The organism is Pseudorhodoferax sp. LjRoot39 (assembly GCF_964253035.1).
Classification (GTDB): Bacteria; Pseudomonadota; Gammaproteobacteria; order Burkholderiales; family Burkholderiaceae_C; genus Pseudorhodoferax.
The window spans coordinates 1,642,692-1,656,842 of record NZ_CAXUQL020000001.1 but is presented as its reverse complement, the minus strand read 5'-3'; the positions used below and the strand labels follow the sequence as shown (position 1 = coordinate 1,656,842).

Genomic DNA, 14,151 nt, shown 5'->3' with positions numbered 1-14,151 from the left:
CGCTGCCGACGGGATGTTGCCTGGCCCGCGGTCCAAGCCCTTTGGCCCAGCCTCCCGGGAAAGCCCACCAAACCGCTTTCACTCCGGCAACCGCGCCACCGCCGCCAGCAACTGCCGCGTGTAGCCATCCCGCGGGTGCTCCAGCACCTCGCGCGCCGGGCCAACCTCGCGCAGCACGCCGCCCTGCAGCACCGCCACGTCGTGGCTGACCTGGCGGATCACGCCCAGGTCGTGCGAGATGAAGAGGAAGGCCGCGCCCGTGTCGCGCTGCAAGGCCGCGACGAGTCGCAGCACCTGCCGCTGTACCGAGACGTCGAGCGCCGAGACCGGCTCGTCCATGACCACCAGCCGCGGCTCCACGGCCAGTGCACGGGCGATCGCCACGCGCTGGCGCTGGCCGCCCGACAGGGTGAGCGGCCGGCGTGCCGCCAGGGCCGCGGGCAGTTCCACGCGCGCGAGCCATTCGGCCACGCGCTCGCGCAGGCGCGCCTTGGGCTCGCGGCCGAAGCGCAGGGCCAGCGCCTGGGCCAGGATCGTGCCGACCGTGTGGCGCGGGTCGAAGGACGACAAAGGGTCCTGGTAGACGAACTGGACCGCGCGGGCACGGCCGGCGGCCGCGTGTTGCAGCAGCGGGCCGGCGACGATCTCGCCCGCGCTGGGCGTCTCCAGGCCGGCAAGGATGCGCGCCAGCGTGGTCTTGCCCGAGCCCGATTCGCCGACCAGGCCCAGCGTGCGGCCGGGATGCAGCACGAGGTCCACGCCGCGCACCACTTCGCGCTCGCCGAAGCGCTTGCGGATGCCCTGCACGCGCAGCAGCGGCTCGGCGGCCGGCGCCGCCGGCTCCGGCGGTCCGCTGTCGCGCGCCGCGGGGCCGAAGCGCGGCACGGCATCGAGCAGCGCCCGCGTGTAGGCGTGACGGGGCCGGCGCAGCACCTGCGCCGTGGGGCCGGACTCCACCACCTCGCCGCCGCGCAGCACCAGCACATGGTCGGCCAGTTGCGCCACCACGCCGAGGTCGTGGCTGATCAGCAGCAGCGCCGTGCCGGCCTCGCGCAGTTCGCGGAACAGCGCGAGGATCTGCTGCTGCACCGAGGCGTCCAGCGCTGTGGTCGGCTCGTCGGCGATCAAGAGCGGCGGCGTGCCGGCCAGCGCGCTCGCGATCAGCGCACGCTGGCGCTGGCCGCCCGAGAGCTGGCCCGGGTAGGCGTGCAGGCGCTCGGCCGCACCGTCGAGCCGGGCGCGTGCCAGCAGTTCCAGCACGCGCGCCTGGGTGGCCGCGCCGCGCGGGCCACCCGTGGCGCGCACGGCCTCGGCCAGTTCCTGGCCGATGCTGCGCAGCGGGTCGAGCGAGACCAGCGCGTCCTGCAGGATGTAGCCGACCTCGCGGCCGCGCACGGCGCGCCATTGGCGCTCGCGCAGGCTGCGCAGGTCGCGCCCGCCGAGTTCCAGCGCGTCGGCACGCACGCGCGCGCCGGCACCGTGCAGGCCCAGCAGGCTGCGCGCCGTGACGCTCTTGCCCGAACCGGACTCGCCCACCAGCGCCACGCAGCCGCCGCGCGGGATGTCGAAGCTCACGCCCCCGACGGCCTGGCGCCAATGCCAGCCGTGGCGGAAGTCCACCGCGAGGTTGCGCACGCGCACGAGCGGCGGGGCCTTGGCGGGTGCGGAACCTTGCGCCGCATGCTCTGGCAGCAGCCTCATGCCCTGCCCTCCGAACGGCGCTGCAGCCACTGCCCCAGCACCGTGGTGCTGGCGACGAACACCGTCAGCGCCGCGCCCGGGAACACCGCGGCCCACCAGCCCATGGTCAGAAAGCTGCGCGCATTGGTCAGCATGGAACCCCATTCGGGTGCGGGCGGCGGGCTGCCCAGGCCCAGGAAGCTCAGCGCCGCGCCGGCCAGCGTGGCGCCGCCCAGGCCCAGCGTGGCGATGGTGCCCACGGGCCGCAGCGCGTTGGGGATGGTGTGGCGCCACAGCACTTCGGCCGGCGACAGGCCCAACGCGCGCGCCGCCTCGACGAAGGGCTCGGCGCGCGTGCGCAGGGCCTGGGCCCGCACCACGCGCGTGTAATAGGGAATGCCGGCCACGCCGATGGCCAGCGCGGCATGCAGCACGCCGCTGCCGAACAGCGCGACGATGAAGATGGCCAGCAGCAGTTCGGGAAAGGCCGCGCCGATGTCGGTCAGCCGCATCACGATGGTGGGCGCATAGCGCCGCGTGAGGCCGGCCACCAGGCCCAGCGCGGAGCCCACGGTGACGGCCAGCGCCACCGCGCCGAAGCCCAGCGCGAGCGATGAGCGCGCGCCGTGCACCACGCGCGTGTAGACGTCGCGGCCGATCTGGTCGGTGCCGAAGGGATGAAAGGCCGATGGCGGCGCCAGCAGCGCGCTGCGGTCGGCCGCCAGCGGATCGCCGGGTGCCAGCCGTTCGGGCCACAGCGCGGCCACGGCGAACAGCAGCACCACGGCCAGGCTCAGCACGGCGAACAGCTCGCCGATGCCGGGCCAGCGCACGGCCGGCAGCGCCAGGCCGGAAGGAACAGCGGCCGAAGTCATGTGGCAGGCGCCGCGTCGATGCGGTGGTCGATCAGGATGTAGGCCATGTCGATGAGCGTGTTGATGGCGATGAAGGCCAGCGTGCCGACGATGACCAGGCCCAGCACCAGCGGCATGTCCTGCCGCGTGACGGCGTTGACGAGCAGCCGGCCCAGGCCCGGCCGGCCGAACAGGGTCTCGGTGATGGCGGCGCCGCCCAGCAGCGCGCCGAACGAAAAGCCCAGCATCGTGAGGTAGGGAATCACGGCGTGGCGCAGCGCGTGCCGCAGCTTCACGCCCAGGCGCGACAGGCCGCGCGCGCGCGCCGTGAGGATGAAAGGCTGCTCCAGCACCTCGTCGAGCGCACGGCGCAGCACCTGGGCCAGCGGCGCGGCCGTGGGCAGCGCGATGGTCAGCGCAGGCAGCACCAGCGTGCGCAGGTCGCCCGTGTCGAGCAGCGGGAACACGCGCCACTGCACGGCCAGCCCCAGCATCAGCAGGAAGCCGACCCAGAACACGGGCGTGGACGCGAGCACGAGTTCCACCGCGCTGGCCAGTGCGCTGGCCGTGCGGTGCCCAGCCGTCAACAAGGCGACGCCAGCCGACAGCACGACCGCGAACAGGCTGGCCAGGCCGGCCAGCGCCAGCGTGGGCCCGGCCTGCTCGGCGATCAGCGCCAGCACGGGCTGGTCCTGCGCGTAGGAGATGCCGAGGTCGCCACGCAGCAGCCGCCCGAGGTACAGCAGGTACTGCACGACGAGCGGCCGGTCCAGGTGGTGCTCGGCGCGGATCGCGTCCAGCACCTCCTTGGTGATGGCGACCGCGTCCTGCCCTGCCCCGGCGATGACAAGTGCTGGATCGACCGGCACCAGCCGCAGCGCCAGGAACGCGGCCGTGGCCGCGCCCCAGAGCGTGAGCAGCGCCAGGCCGAAGCGGCGCAGCAGCAGCGTGCTGCGTGCCTCACGCATCGCCGTCTCCACGCAAGGAGCATCGCAGCGTCAGCAACGGCCGGCGGGCAACGGTGCCGAGGGCCGCAGAGCAGGCCATTCCAGCGACATCCGCGGAACTGGCTCTGCCAGGCCGCTGGATGTGCCCCCCTTCGCGCAGCGGAAGGGGGGAGCCGCGAAGCGGCCTGGGGGGATGGCTCACTTCGCGATCCAGGCATCGAACAGGTAGGGCTGCGGCCAGGCCTTGTCCCAGGAGACACCATGCACGTTGGACTGCGCCGCCACCAAGCGGCCACGCGTGTACAGCGGCACCGAGGGCGCGAAGTTCGGCAGGATCTCCTGCGCCTCGGCGTAGTGGCGCGCGCGGTCGGCGGCCTTGCCGGAGGAACGGGCCTTGGCCAGCACGGCGTCGAGTTCGGGGATGCTCAGGAACGAGGCGTTCGAGCCCACGGTGCTGCCGTCGCTGATGTTGTCGCTGCCGTACAACCGCCACAGCTGCATGCCCGTGGCCTCGGACTGGAACGAGCCCAGGATGCCGTAGTTGCCGTTGTACAGGCGCTGCGCGAGGTCGGTCGCGGTCACGGGCTGCAGCTGGATCTCGATGCCCAGCTTGCGGGCGTCGACCTGCACCTGCTCCAGCGTGCGCTGCGCCAGCTGGTCGTTGTCGGCATAGGGCGATGCGGTCGACAGGCGCTTGCCGTCCTTGGTGCGGTAGCCCTGCGCGTCGCGCTGGGTCCAGCCGGCGGCGTCCAGCAGTTCACCGGCGCGCTTGGGGTCGTGGCGGATCCTGTTCTTGAGGTTCTTGGCGAAGTCCGGCGTGGTGGTCGCCAGGTACTCCTGCGCCGGGTAGGCGCCGAAACTCGCGGCGCTCGCAATGCCGGCGCGGTCCAGGCCCGCCAGCAGGGCCAGGCGCACTTCCTTCTGGTCGAAGGGCGGCTTGCGCGTGTTCAGGTGCAGGCTGTAGCCCACGCCGGGCAGCAGGAACTCCGAGGTCTGGTACTTGCCGGCCTTGACGGTCTTGGCGTGCTCGGGCGGGATGTAGTCCACCACATGGGCCTCGCCCGTCAGCAGCGCGTTGTAGCGGGTCTGGTCTTCGGGCAGGAACACGTAGCGCACGCTGTCCACGTAGGCGGTGCCGCGGTGGAACTTGGGCGGCGCCCAGTTGTACGCGTCGTTGCGCACGTAGGAAAGGCTCTGGCCCTTGACCCAGCGGTCGAACTTGAAGGGGCCGGTGCCGATCAGCTTGCTCGACAACGACTTGGGGTCCTGCTCCAGCTGCTGCCTGGAAATGATGCCGAAGTACGGCGCCGCGATCAGCGTGAGGAAGCTCGACTCGGGCGTGCCCAACGTCACCTCCAGCGTGTAGGCGTCGACGACGCGCGCCACGGGCTTGAGCTTGGCCGTGGAGCCGGTGGACTTGTTGGCCGGATTCGCGATGAAGTCGAAGTTGGCCTTGACGGCCTCGGCGTTGAACGGCGTGCCGTCGTGGAACTTCACGTCGCGGCGCAGGTGGAAGGTGTAGACCTTGGCATCGGCGGAGATCTCCCAGCGCTCGGCCAGCCAGGGGTCGTAGCTGCCGTCGCCGTTGTCCCAGACCAGCGAGTCGAGCACGGGGCGCACCGAGTGCGCGCCCGAGCCCTGGTCCACCAGCGGGTTCAGCAGCACGGGCTCGGCGCGCAGCGCCACGATGAGCTGGCCGCCGCGCTGGGGTGGGCCGGCCTCGCCGGCGGGGGCGGCCAAGGCCGCGGTGGTGGCGGCCAGCAACGACAGCGCCAGCGCGCCGGCGGTGCGGCGCGTCACGAGCTTGTTCATGGGGAGATCCTTGCGAATGGGTGCGACAGGGGTCCGCGTGCAGGCAGGGCACGGGCCGGAAGGGCTCGCAATGTAGGCGCCGCGCCGCGCAGGCCAAAGCATGGTTTCGCATAAGCAAACTCGGTGTGCGCCCCACGCCACGCTGCATATCGACATGCGCAAAGCTTCTTTCCGATGGCCGCCGTGCGCGGCGACAGTGGCGCCCTTTTGCACGCCGCGCCCATGTCCTACCTGCCTTCCGCCGACCGCTACGAACGCCTGCCCTACCGCCGCGTGGGCCGCAGCGGCCTGGTGCTGCCGGCCCTCTCGCTGGGCCTGTGGCACAACTTCGGCGACAGCACACCGATCGCCACCCAGCGCGCGCTGCTGCGCACGGCCTTCGACCTCGGCATCAACCACTTCGACCTGGCCAACAACTACGGCCCGCCCTACGGCAGCGCGGAAATCAACTTCGGCCGCCTGCTGCGCGAGGACTTCAAGACCTACCGCGACGAGCTCGTCATCTCCAGCAAGGCCGGCTGGGACATGTGGCCCGGCCCCTACGGCCGGGGCGGCGGCTCGCGCAAGCATGTGCTGGCCAGCCTGGACCAGAGCCTCACGCGGCTGGGCCTGGACTACGTGGACATCTTCTATTCGCACCGTTTCGACGCCGACACGCCGCTGGAGGAAACCGCCGCTGCGCTGGCCCAGGCCGTGCGCCAGGGCAAGGCGCTGTACGTGGGCATCTCCTCCTACTCGGCGCGCAAGACGCGCGAGATCGCCGCGCTGCTGGCCGACTGGAAGGTGCCGCTCTTGATCCACCAGCCGGCCTACAACCTGTTCAACCGCTGGATCGAACCCGAGCTGCTGGACGCGACCGAGGAAGTCGGCGCTGGCGTGATCGCGTTCACGCCGCTGGCCCAGGGCCTGCTGACCGACAAGTACCTGGACGAAGCGCCCGTGGATGCCCGCATCCACCGCGCCGGTGGCGGCTCGCTCAAGACCGACCACCTGGCGCCCGAGAACCTGGCGCGTGCCCGTGCACTGCGCGAGATCGCACGCCGAAGAGGCCAGAGCCTGGCCCAGCTGGCACTGGCCTGGACGCTGCGCGATGCCCGCGTGAGTTCGGCCCTGATCGGCGCGAGCCGGCCCGAGCAGCTCGTCGAGAACGTGGCCGCCCTGCAGAACAGCGCCTTCAGCGCCGAGGAGCTGGCCGAGATCGACCGCCACGCCGTGGACGGGGGCATCGACCTGTGGCGCAAGCCCGCCACCGACTGGGCTTGAGAACCACCATGCGTCTTCCTTCCACCCGCCGCCACCTGCTGCAAGGCAGCCTGGCCCTCGCCGCCTCGCCCTTCCTCAAGCAAGCCGCCTTCGCACAGGCCACGGGCGCCCCGCAACGCGGCGGCACGCTCGTGATCTCGCTCGCGCCCGAGCCGCAGACCATCTCGGCCGCCTTCCTGACGACCATGCAGACCACCATGATCGCGGGCAAGATCAGCGAAGGCCTGGTCTGGTTCGACGAGAAGCTGCAGCCCCAGCCCGAACTGGCCGAGTCCTGGGCCTTCGCGCCGGACGGCCTGTCGCTCACTTTGCGTCTGCGCCGCAACGTGAAGTGGCACGACGGGCGGGATTTCAGCTCGGCCGACGTGGCCTTCTCGCTGCTCAACATCTGGCAGAAGTTCCACCCCGGCGGCCGCCTCGCCTATGCCTCGGTCACGGCCGTGGATACGCCCGACGCGCACACGGCCGTGCTGCGCTTCTCGCGGCCCACGCCCTACCTGCTCGCCTTCCTGAACGTCTACGGCGCGCAGGTCGTGCCCAAGCACCTGTACGAAGGCACGGACCTGCTCAAGAACCCGGCCAACAACGCGCCCATCGGCACCGGCCCGTTCCGCTTCAAGGAATGGGTGCGCGGCAGCCACATCGCGCTGGAGCGCAACCCGAACTATTGGCGCAACGGCCTGCCCTACCTGGACGGCGTGGTCTTCAAGTTCATCCCCGAGGCTGCGGCGCGCGCCGTGGCGCTGGCCGGCGACGAGGTGCAGGTGGCGCTGGCCTCCAACATCCCGATCTCCAACCTGACGCAATTCGCCGACAAGGCCAAGTACCGCATCAACACCACGGACGGCAACTACCTGGCCTCGATCCAGCTGGTGCAGGTCAACACGCGCAAGCCCCAGCTGGCCGACAAGCGCGTGCGCCAGGCGCTCATGTACGCGCTGGACCGCGAGGCGCTGCTGCGCGTGGTGTTCCGCGGCTACGGCCGCGTGGCGCAGAGCGCGATCCCGTCCACCGTGCCGGCCTTCTTCAGCAACGAGGGCAAACAGTACAAGCACGACCCCAAGCAGGCCGAGGCCCTGCTCGACGCGGCCGGCTTCAAGCGCCAGGGCAATGCCCCGCGCTTCAGGCTCACGCTGGACTACGGCACGGGTTCGCTGGAGGCCACGCGCACGGCCGAGTTCATCAAGCAGAACCTCGCGCGCGTGGGCATCGAGGTGGAGCTCCGCGTGTCGGACGCGGGCGTGTACCTGAAGCGCGTTTTCGGCGATGCCGACTTCGACCTGTTCCTGACCAGCCTGCACAACCTGCCCGATCCCACGCTGGGCGTGCAGCGCTGGTACTGGAGCAAGAACATCGTGAAAGGCGTGCCCTGGAGCAACGGCTCGGGCTACGCCAGCCCCGAGCTCGACCAGCTCATGGAGGCCGCCGCCGTCGAGGCCGACCCGGCCAGGCGCCGCGCGCTGATCGACCAGTGGCAGGCCTTCGTGCAGGAGGAGGTGCCCATCCTCGACCTGGTCGAGCTGGACTGGATCACCGTGTCGAGCACCCGCGTGCACAAGACCACCGCCCAGGGCGACGGCCTCTACGCCTCCCTCGCCGACGCCTGGCTAGCACCGAAATGACATCCCCCCAAGCGGCTTCGCCGCTCCCCCCTTCCGCTGCGCGAAGGGGGGAGCCACCAGCGGCCTGGCAGAGCCAGTTCCGCGGTGGCCGCTGGCATGGCCTGCCCCGCGGCCACCGGCACCGTGTGGACGCCAACAACCGCTTTCTTCTTCCAACCGAGACTTCTCCATGCAACGCCGTGACCTGCTGACCACCACCTCCGCGCTGGGCGCGCTGTTCTCGCTCGGCTTCCCGCTGGCCCCCGCGGCCTATGCACAGACCGTGGGCAAGACGCCCGTGCGCGGCGGCGTGCTGACCGTGGCCGTGGCGCCCGAGCCCACGCAGCTGACCTCGGCCAACCTGACCACCATGAACGTGGGCATGGTCTCCAGCAAGATCCTCGAAGGCCTGGTGAGCTACGACCTGGACTTGAAACCCGTGCCGGCGCTGGCCGAGTCCTGGCAGCAGACGGCCGACGGCCGCACGCTGACCTTCAAGCTGCGGCCCAAGGTGCTGTGGCACGACGGCAAGCCCTTCACCTCGGCCGACGTGGCCTGGACGCTGGAGGAGGTGTGGAAGAAGCTGCACCCCTTCGGCCGCGCCGCCTTCGCCAACGTCGAGAAGGTGGAGACACCCGACGCACTGACGGTGGTGATCCGCCTGTCCTCGCCCGCCCCCTACATCCTCAACTACATCAACACCTACGGCGCGCAGATCCTGCCCAAGCACGTGTACGAGGGCACAGACGTGCTCAAGAACCCGGCCAACAACGCGCCCATCGGCACGGGGCCCTTCGTGTTCAAGGAATGGGTGCGCGGCAGCCATGTGCGGCTGGAGCGCAACGCGAACTACTGGGGCCGCGGCCCGCAGGGCGAGCAGCAGCCCTACCTGGATGGCCTCCTGGTCAAGTTCATCCCCGACGCGGCCGCGCGCACCGTGGCCCTGGAGGCCGGCGAGGTCGACGTGGCCTTGGGCTCGATCATTCCGCTGACCAACCTGAACCGCTTTGCCGACAAGAAGAAGTTCACCATCAACCTGGACGACGGCCGCTACCTCTCGACCATCTTCCTGCTGCAGTTCAACGTGCGCCGGCCCTACTTCCAGGACAAGCGCGTGCGCCAGGCCTTCGCCCACGCCATCGACAAGAACGCGCTGCTCAAGGTGGTGTTCCTGAACTACGGCAAGGTGGCCACGGGGCCGGTGCCCTCCTCCGTCGTCAACTACTACAGCCGAGACGTCAAGCACTACGCCTTCGACCCCAAGCGCGCCGAGGCGCTGCTGGACGAGGCCGGTTTCAAGAAGGGCAAGGACGGCAAGCGCCTGAAGATTTCGCTGGACTACGACGGCTTCGGCGGCCCCATCGGCGCGCGCTCGGCCGAGTTCCTCAAGCAGTCGCTGGCGCGCATCAACGTCGAGCTGGAACTGCGCACCTCGGACACGGCCAACTACCTGCGCCGCATCTTCACGGACCAGGACTACGACCTCATGACCTCCAGCCTGCACCGGCTGCCCGACCCCACGCTGGGCGTGCAGCGGTTGTACTGGACCAAGAACATCGTCAAGGGCGCGCCCTGGACCAACGGCTCGGGCTACTCCAACCCCGAGCTCGACAAGGTCATGGAAGCCGCCGCGGCCGAACCCGATGAGACGAAGCGCAAGGCCCTCATCACGCAGTGGCAGCAGATCGTGCAGGAAGACGTGCCGCTGATCGAACTGATCGAGCAGACCTGGGTCACGGTGTCGAACGCGCGGCTCAAGAAGCAGAACCTGCAGGGCGACGGCCTGTTCGCCTCCTACGCCGACACCTGGCTCGAAGCCGGCCACTGACATGACCCACCCCCGTTTGGTTGCTCCACTTCGTGTGGCCACCAATACCCCCTCCAGGGGGCGCCGCCAGCGGCCTGGCAGAGCCAGTTCCGCGGCGTCTGCTGGCATGGCCTGCTCCGCGGCCTTCGGAACCGCGGCTTGCGGCCCGAAGCTGTGCGGCGCGGGCAAAGGCTGAAAGCCGTCGCTATGGCCCTCTTACGATCCAAGTCACCCCTGCTCGGCTTCCTGCGCCGGCGCCTGCTGCAGGTGCTGCCGGTGGTGTTCGGCATCGCGCTGCTGAACTTCCTGATCCTGCAGCTGGCCCCCGGAGACGTGGTCGACGTGCTGGCCGGCGAGGCCGGTGCCGCCACGCCCGAGTACATGGCGCAGCTGCGCGCCAGCTTCGGGCTGGACCAGCCGCTGGGCGTGCAGTTCTGGCACTACATGACCAGCGTGGCCACGCTGGACCTGGGCTGGTCGTTCCGCCAGAACATGCCGGTGCTCGAGCTCATCCTCGAGCGCATGCCGGCCACGCTGCTGCTGATGGGCTCGGCCATCGGCTTCGCGCTGGCGCTGGGCGTGCTGCTGGGCGTGGTTTCGGCCGTGCGCGTGCACGGCTGGGTGGACGACGTGGTCTCGGTCTTCGTGCTGCTGACCTATGCGCTGCCGACCTTCTGGCTCGGACTCATGGCCATGGTGCTGTTCTCCGCGCGGCTGGGCTGGTTGCCCTCGGGCGGCATGGTCGACCTGGGCGCCAGCCACAGCGGCCTGGCCTGGGTGCTGGACGTGGCACGCCATGCGCTGCTGCCCGCGCTCACGCTGTCGACCTTCTACCTGGCGGTCTACACCAAGCTCGTGCGCACCTCCATGCTGGAGCTGTACGGCGCGGACTTCATCCGCACCGCACGCGCCAAGGGCGCAGGCGAGCTGCGCATCACCGTGCGCCACGCGCTGCGCAACGCACTGCTGCCGCTCTTGACCATGGTCGGCTACCAGGTGGCCTCGCTGCTGAGCGGCGCGGTGCTCGTGGAGTCGGTGTTCAACTGGCCCGGCATCGGCCGGCTCGCGTTCGAGGCCATCATGTCGCGCGACTTCAACCTGCTGCTGGGCATCCTGTTGCTGAGCTCCATCCTTGTGACCTTGATCAACGTGGTGGTCGACCTGCTGTACGCCTGGCTCGATCCGCGCGTGCAGTTGGCCGGGGGAGCGCACGCATGAGCGCAGTCTGGAACACCAGCCCCGGGCGTCCGGCAACAGCCTGGCACCGCACGCTGGACTTCGCAAAAAGGGTGCTGGCCAGCCGCTCCGCCGTGCTGGGCCTCGTGCTGCTGCTCGGCGTGGTGGCCGTCGCCACACTGGGCCGCAGCTGGTTCCCGGGCGACCCCTGGGAGATGAGCGGCGCGCCCATGCTGTGGCCGGGCGACGACGCGCAGAACCCGCTGGGCACCGACTTCATGGGCCGCGACCTGGCGACCGGCCTGGTCTCGGGCGCCGGCGTGTCGCTCATGATCGGCCTGGTCAGCACGCTGATCTCTGCCTGCGTGGGCATCACCGTGGGCGCGCTGGCCGGCTACTTCCGCGGCTGGGTCGATGCCGTGCTCATGCGCGTGATCGAGCTGTTCCAGACCGTGCCCAACTTCGTGCTGGCCGTGGTGCTGGTGGCGATCTTCAAGCCCTCGGTGGCCACGGCTGTGTTCGCCATCGGCATCGTGTCCTGGCCGCCCACGGCGCGGTTGGTGCGCTCGGAATTCTTGCAGCTGCGCGAGCGCGAGTTCGTGCTGGCCAGCCGCACGCTGGGCACGGGCCATGCGCGGCTGATCCTCACGCAGATCCTGCCCAACGCGCTGCCGCCCGTGGTGGTGGTGTCCACGCTGTCGATCGCGCATGCGATCCAGACCGAGGCCGCGCTGGCCTTCCTGGGCCTGGGCGACCCCAACGTGATGAGCTGGGGCACCATCATCGGCATCGGCCGCGAACAGGTGGTGGACGCCTGGTACATCTGCGGCCTGCCTGGCCTGGCCATCGTCGTCACCGTGCTGGGCTTCAGCCTGCTCGGCGAAGGGCTCAACGACGCCCTCAACCCCCACCTCAGAAAACGATGAGCGCCGCGCCGGGCCGCCCCAAGCAAGCTCGCTCCCGCTTGGCGGGACAGGCCGAAGGCCGAAGGGTGCAACCATGAGCCTCCTGGAAGTCAAGGGCCTGCAGACCTCGTTCGACACGCGGGCCGGCACCGTGCGCGCCATCGACGGCGTGGACCTGCGCGTGGAGCGCGGCGAGACCGTGGCCCTGGTCGGCGAGAGCGGCAGCGGCAAGTCCGTCACCGCCTACTCCATCCTGCGGCTGCTGCCCCGAGGCCAGGGCCGCATCACGGGCGGCAGCATCCGCTTCGACGGCACCGAGCTGACCACGCTGCCCGAGGCCGGCCTGCGCGCGCTGCGCGGCAACCGCATCTCGATGATCTTCCAGGAGCCGCTGTCGGCGCTGAACCCCGTGCTGTCCATCGGCTGGCAGATCGTCGAGGCGATCCGGCTGCACCGCCGCGTGGGCCGGCGCGAGGCCTGGGAGCAGGCCGTGGAACTGCTCGCGCACGTGGGCATCCCCTCGCCCGCACAGCGCGCGCACGACCACCCGCACCAGCTGTCGGGCGGCATGCGCCAGCGCGCCGTGATTGCCATCGCGCTGGCCTGCGAGCCCGACCTGCTGATCGCCGACGAACCCACGACGGCCCTGGACGTGACCACGCAGGCGCAGATCCTGGAGCTGCTGCAACGCCTGCAGGCCGAGCGCGGCATGGGCCTGTTGCTCATCACGCACGACCTGGGCGTGGTGGCCGAAGTGGCCGACCGCGCGGCCGTGATGTACGCGGGCCGCGTGGTCGAGCAGGCCACAGTGCGAGAGCTGTTCGACGCGCCGGCCCACCCCTACACGCGCGGGCTGCTGGCCTCGCTGGCCATCGACGAACTGCCGCCCGGCACGCGCCTGCCCGAGATCGCGGGCACCGTGCCCTCGCTGCTGGAGATGCCGGCCGGCTGTGCGTTCGCGCCGCGCTGCGGCCAGGCGACCGCGCTGTGCCGCGAGACGCGGCCGGATCTTGTCAGGCTCGACGGGCACCCGGTGGCTTGCCACCATCCGCTGGAACGCCGGCACTTTGAAGAGATCGCCGCATGAACGCCGTCGCCGAACTACCGAAGACCGCGACCTCGCTGCTGCGGCTGCAACACGCCGTCAAGCACTACCCCACAGCCGGCGGCACCGTGCAGGCGCTGGACGGCGTGGACCTGCATGTGGAACGCGGCGAGACGCTGGGCCTGGTGGGTGAATCGGGCTGCGGTAAGTCCACCGTCGCGCGCGTGGCCATGCGGCTCACGCCCCTGACCGCCGGCCGGCTCTGGTTCGACGGCCAGGACCTGGCCGCGCTCGAAGGCGATGCGCTGCGCAGCCTGCGCGCGCGGCTGCAGATGGTGTTCCAGGACCCCTATGCCTCGCTGAACCCGCGCCAGACCGTGGAGCGCGCGCTGCGCGAGCCGCTCGTCGTGCAGCAGCGCGGCAACGAGGCCGAGCAGCGCGAGCGCGTGGCCTGGGCCCTGGCGCGCGTGGGCCTGCGGCCCGAGATGGCGAGCCGCTACCCGCACGAGTTCTCGGGCGGGCAGCGCCAGCGCATCGGCATCGCGCGCGCACTCATGCTGCAGCCCGAGCTCATCGTCTGCGACGAGGCCGTCTCGGCGCTCGACGTCTCGGTGCGCGCCCAGGTGCTGAACCTGCTGCTGGAGCTGCGCGAAGAGTTCGGCGTGTCCTATTTGTTCATCTCGCACGACCTGTCGGTCGTGCGGCACATGTCGGACCGCATCGCCGTGATGTACCTGGGCCAGGTGGTCGAGCACGGCGCGCGCGACGCGGTCTGGAAGACACCGCGCCACCCCTATACCCAGGCCCTGGTCTCGGCCGCACCCAAGGCCCGGCCCGGTGCGGCGCGCACGCAGCGCATCGTGCTGCAGGGCGACCCGCCCAGCCCATCGAATCCTCCGACGGGCTGCCGCTTCCACACGCGCTGCCCGCAGGCCGTGGCGCGCTGCCGCGAAGAGGCACCCGTGGCGCGCCCCATGGGCGAGCGGCACTGGGCGGCCTGCCACCTGGCCTGAGGTCCTGAGGCCGGCCGCGCTCGGCCCGTGGGCCCCGTGCGTCCATCG

At 70.8% G+C, this 14,151-nt stretch carries 11 protein-coding genes; 7 read left to right on the top strand and 4 right to left on the bottom strand.

Translation table 11 applies throughout. The features are described 5' to 3' along the window. Positions 1-78: 78 nt before the first annotated feature. The 4 genes from ACSQ4M_RS07905 to ACSQ4M_RS07890 form a co-directional block, all read right to left on the bottom strand. The gene (locus tag ACSQ4M_RS07905) at positions 79-1,701 is read right to left on the bottom strand and encodes an ATP-binding cassette domain-containing protein (RefSeq protein ID WP_436189035.1); all 1,623 of its coding nucleotides are present in this window, start codon (positions 1,699-1,701) and stop codon (positions 79-81) included. Further along, positions 1,698-2,555, bottom strand: a complete 858-nt coding sequence (locus tag ACSQ4M_RS07900; RefSeq protein ID WP_436189034.1) for an ABC transporter permease — start codon at positions 2,553-2,555, stop codon at positions 1,698-1,700. Before ACSQ4M_RS07900 ends, ACSQ4M_RS07905 begins: the two co-directional genes overlap by 4 nt. Next, positions 2,552-3,502, bottom strand: a complete 951-nt coding sequence (locus ACSQ4M_RS07895; protein WP_436189033.1) for an ABC transporter permease — start codon at positions 3,500-3,502, stop codon at positions 2,552-2,554. Before ACSQ4M_RS07895 ends, ACSQ4M_RS07900 begins: the two co-directional genes overlap by 4 nt. A 177-nt stretch (positions 3,503-3,679) precedes the next feature. Further along, the gene (locus ACSQ4M_RS07890; protein ID WP_436189032.1) at positions 3,680-5,293 is read right to left on the bottom strand and encodes an ABC transporter substrate-binding protein; all 1,614 of its coding nucleotides are present in this window, start codon (positions 5,291-5,293) and stop codon (positions 3,680-3,682) included. Positions 5,294-5,515: 222 nt separating this feature from the next. On the opposite strand from ACSQ4M_RS07890, the gene mgrA reads away from it, so the two are divergent. From mgrA to ACSQ4M_RS07855, 7 genes are all read left to right on the top strand, one after another. Beyond that, on the top strand, positions 5,516-6,556 hold the full coding sequence (gene mgrA / locus ACSQ4M_RS07885; RefSeq protein ID WP_436189031.1) for an L-glyceraldehyde 3-phosphate reductase: 1,041 nt from the start codon (positions 5,516-5,518) through the stop codon (positions 6,554-6,556). Between the two features lie 8 nt (positions 6,557-6,564). After that, the gene (locus tag ACSQ4M_RS07880) at positions 6,565-8,178 is read left to right on the top strand and encodes an ABC transporter substrate-binding protein (RefSeq protein ID WP_436189030.1); all 1,614 of its coding nucleotides are present in this window, start codon (positions 6,565-6,567) and stop codon (positions 8,176-8,178) included. Between the two features lie 169 nt (positions 8,179-8,347). After that, positions 8,348-9,985 carry an ABC transporter substrate-binding protein gene (locus ACSQ4M_RS07875; RefSeq protein ID WP_436189029.1) on the top strand — a complete coding sequence of 546 codons (1,638 nt, stop codon included), beginning with the start codon at positions 8,348-8,350 and terminating at the stop codon, positions 9,983-9,985. Positions 9,986-10,171: 186 nt separating this feature from the next. Continuing rightward, positions 10,172-11,182: an ABC transporter permease gene (locus ACSQ4M_RS07870; protein ID WP_436189028.1), complete on the top strand. Its 1,011-nt coding sequence runs from the start codon at positions 10,172-10,174 to the stop codon at positions 11,180-11,182. After that, positions 11,179-12,066, top strand: coding sequence for an ABC transporter permease (locus tag ACSQ4M_RS07865; protein ID WP_436189027.1), 888 nt, complete (start codon positions 11,179-11,181; stop codon positions 12,064-12,066). The genes ACSQ4M_RS07870 and ACSQ4M_RS07865 overlap by 4 nt, the downstream gene beginning before the upstream one ends. 73 nt (positions 12,067-12,139) lie before the next feature. Continuing rightward, positions 12,140-13,132, top strand: a complete 993-nt coding sequence (locus ACSQ4M_RS07860; protein WP_436189026.1) for an ABC transporter ATP-binding protein — start codon at positions 12,140-12,142, stop codon at positions 13,130-13,132. Continuing rightward, the gene (locus tag ACSQ4M_RS07855) at positions 13,129-14,103 is read left to right on the top strand and encodes an ABC transporter ATP-binding protein (protein ID WP_436189025.1); all 975 of its coding nucleotides are present in this window, start codon (positions 13,129-13,131) and stop codon (positions 14,101-14,103) included. The genes ACSQ4M_RS07860 and ACSQ4M_RS07855 overlap by 4 nt, the downstream gene beginning before the upstream one ends. Positions 14,104-14,151: the final 48 nt, after the last annotated feature.

What these genes read in the sequence shown, in the direction of transcription:
- ACSQ4M_RS07890 (WP_436189032.1), bottom strand. Translation starts at nt 5,293, where the DNA reads ATGAACAAGCTCGTGACGCGCCGCACCGCCGGCGCGCTGGCGCTGTCG.
- ACSQ4M_RS07880 (WP_436189030.1), top strand. Translation starts at nt 6,565, where the DNA reads ATGCGTCTTCCTTCCACCCGCCGCCACCTGCTGCAAGGCAGCCTGGCC.
- ACSQ4M_RS07860 (WP_436189026.1), top strand. Translation starts at nt 12,140, where the DNA reads ATGAGCCTCCTGGAAGTCAAGGGCCTGCAGACCTCGTTCGACACGCGG.
- ACSQ4M_RS07865 (WP_436189027.1), top strand. Translation starts at nt 11,179, where the DNA reads ATGAGCGCAGTCTGGAACACCAGCCCCGGGCGTCCGGCAACAGCCTGG.
- ACSQ4M_RS07900 (WP_436189034.1), bottom strand. Translation starts at nt 2,555, where the DNA reads ATGACTTCGGCCGCTGTTCCTTCCGGCCTGGCGCTGCCGGCCGTGCGC.
- ACSQ4M_RS07870 (WP_436189028.1), top strand. Translation starts at nt 10,172, where the DNA reads ATGGCCCTCTTACGATCCAAGTCACCCCTGCTCGGCTTCCTGCGCCGG.
- ACSQ4M_RS07855 (WP_436189025.1), top strand. Translation starts at nt 13,129, where the DNA reads ATGAACGCCGTCGCCGAACTACCGAAGACCGCGACCTCGCTGCTGCGG.
- mgrA (WP_436189031.1), top strand. Translation starts at nt 5,516, where the DNA reads ATGTCCTACCTGCCTTCCGCCGACCGCTACGAACGCCTGCCCTACCGC.
- ACSQ4M_RS07895 (WP_436189033.1), bottom strand. Translation starts at nt 3,502, where the DNA reads ATGCGTGAGGCACGCAGCACGCTGCTGCTGCGCCGCTTCGGCCTGGCG.
- ACSQ4M_RS07905 (WP_436189035.1), bottom strand. Translation starts at nt 1,701, where the DNA reads ATGAGGCTGCTGCCAGAGCATGCGGCGCAAGGTTCCGCACCCGCCAAG.
- ACSQ4M_RS07875 (WP_436189029.1), top strand. Translation starts at nt 8,348, where the DNA reads ATGCAACGCCGTGACCTGCTGACCACCACCTCCGCGCTGGGCGCGCTG.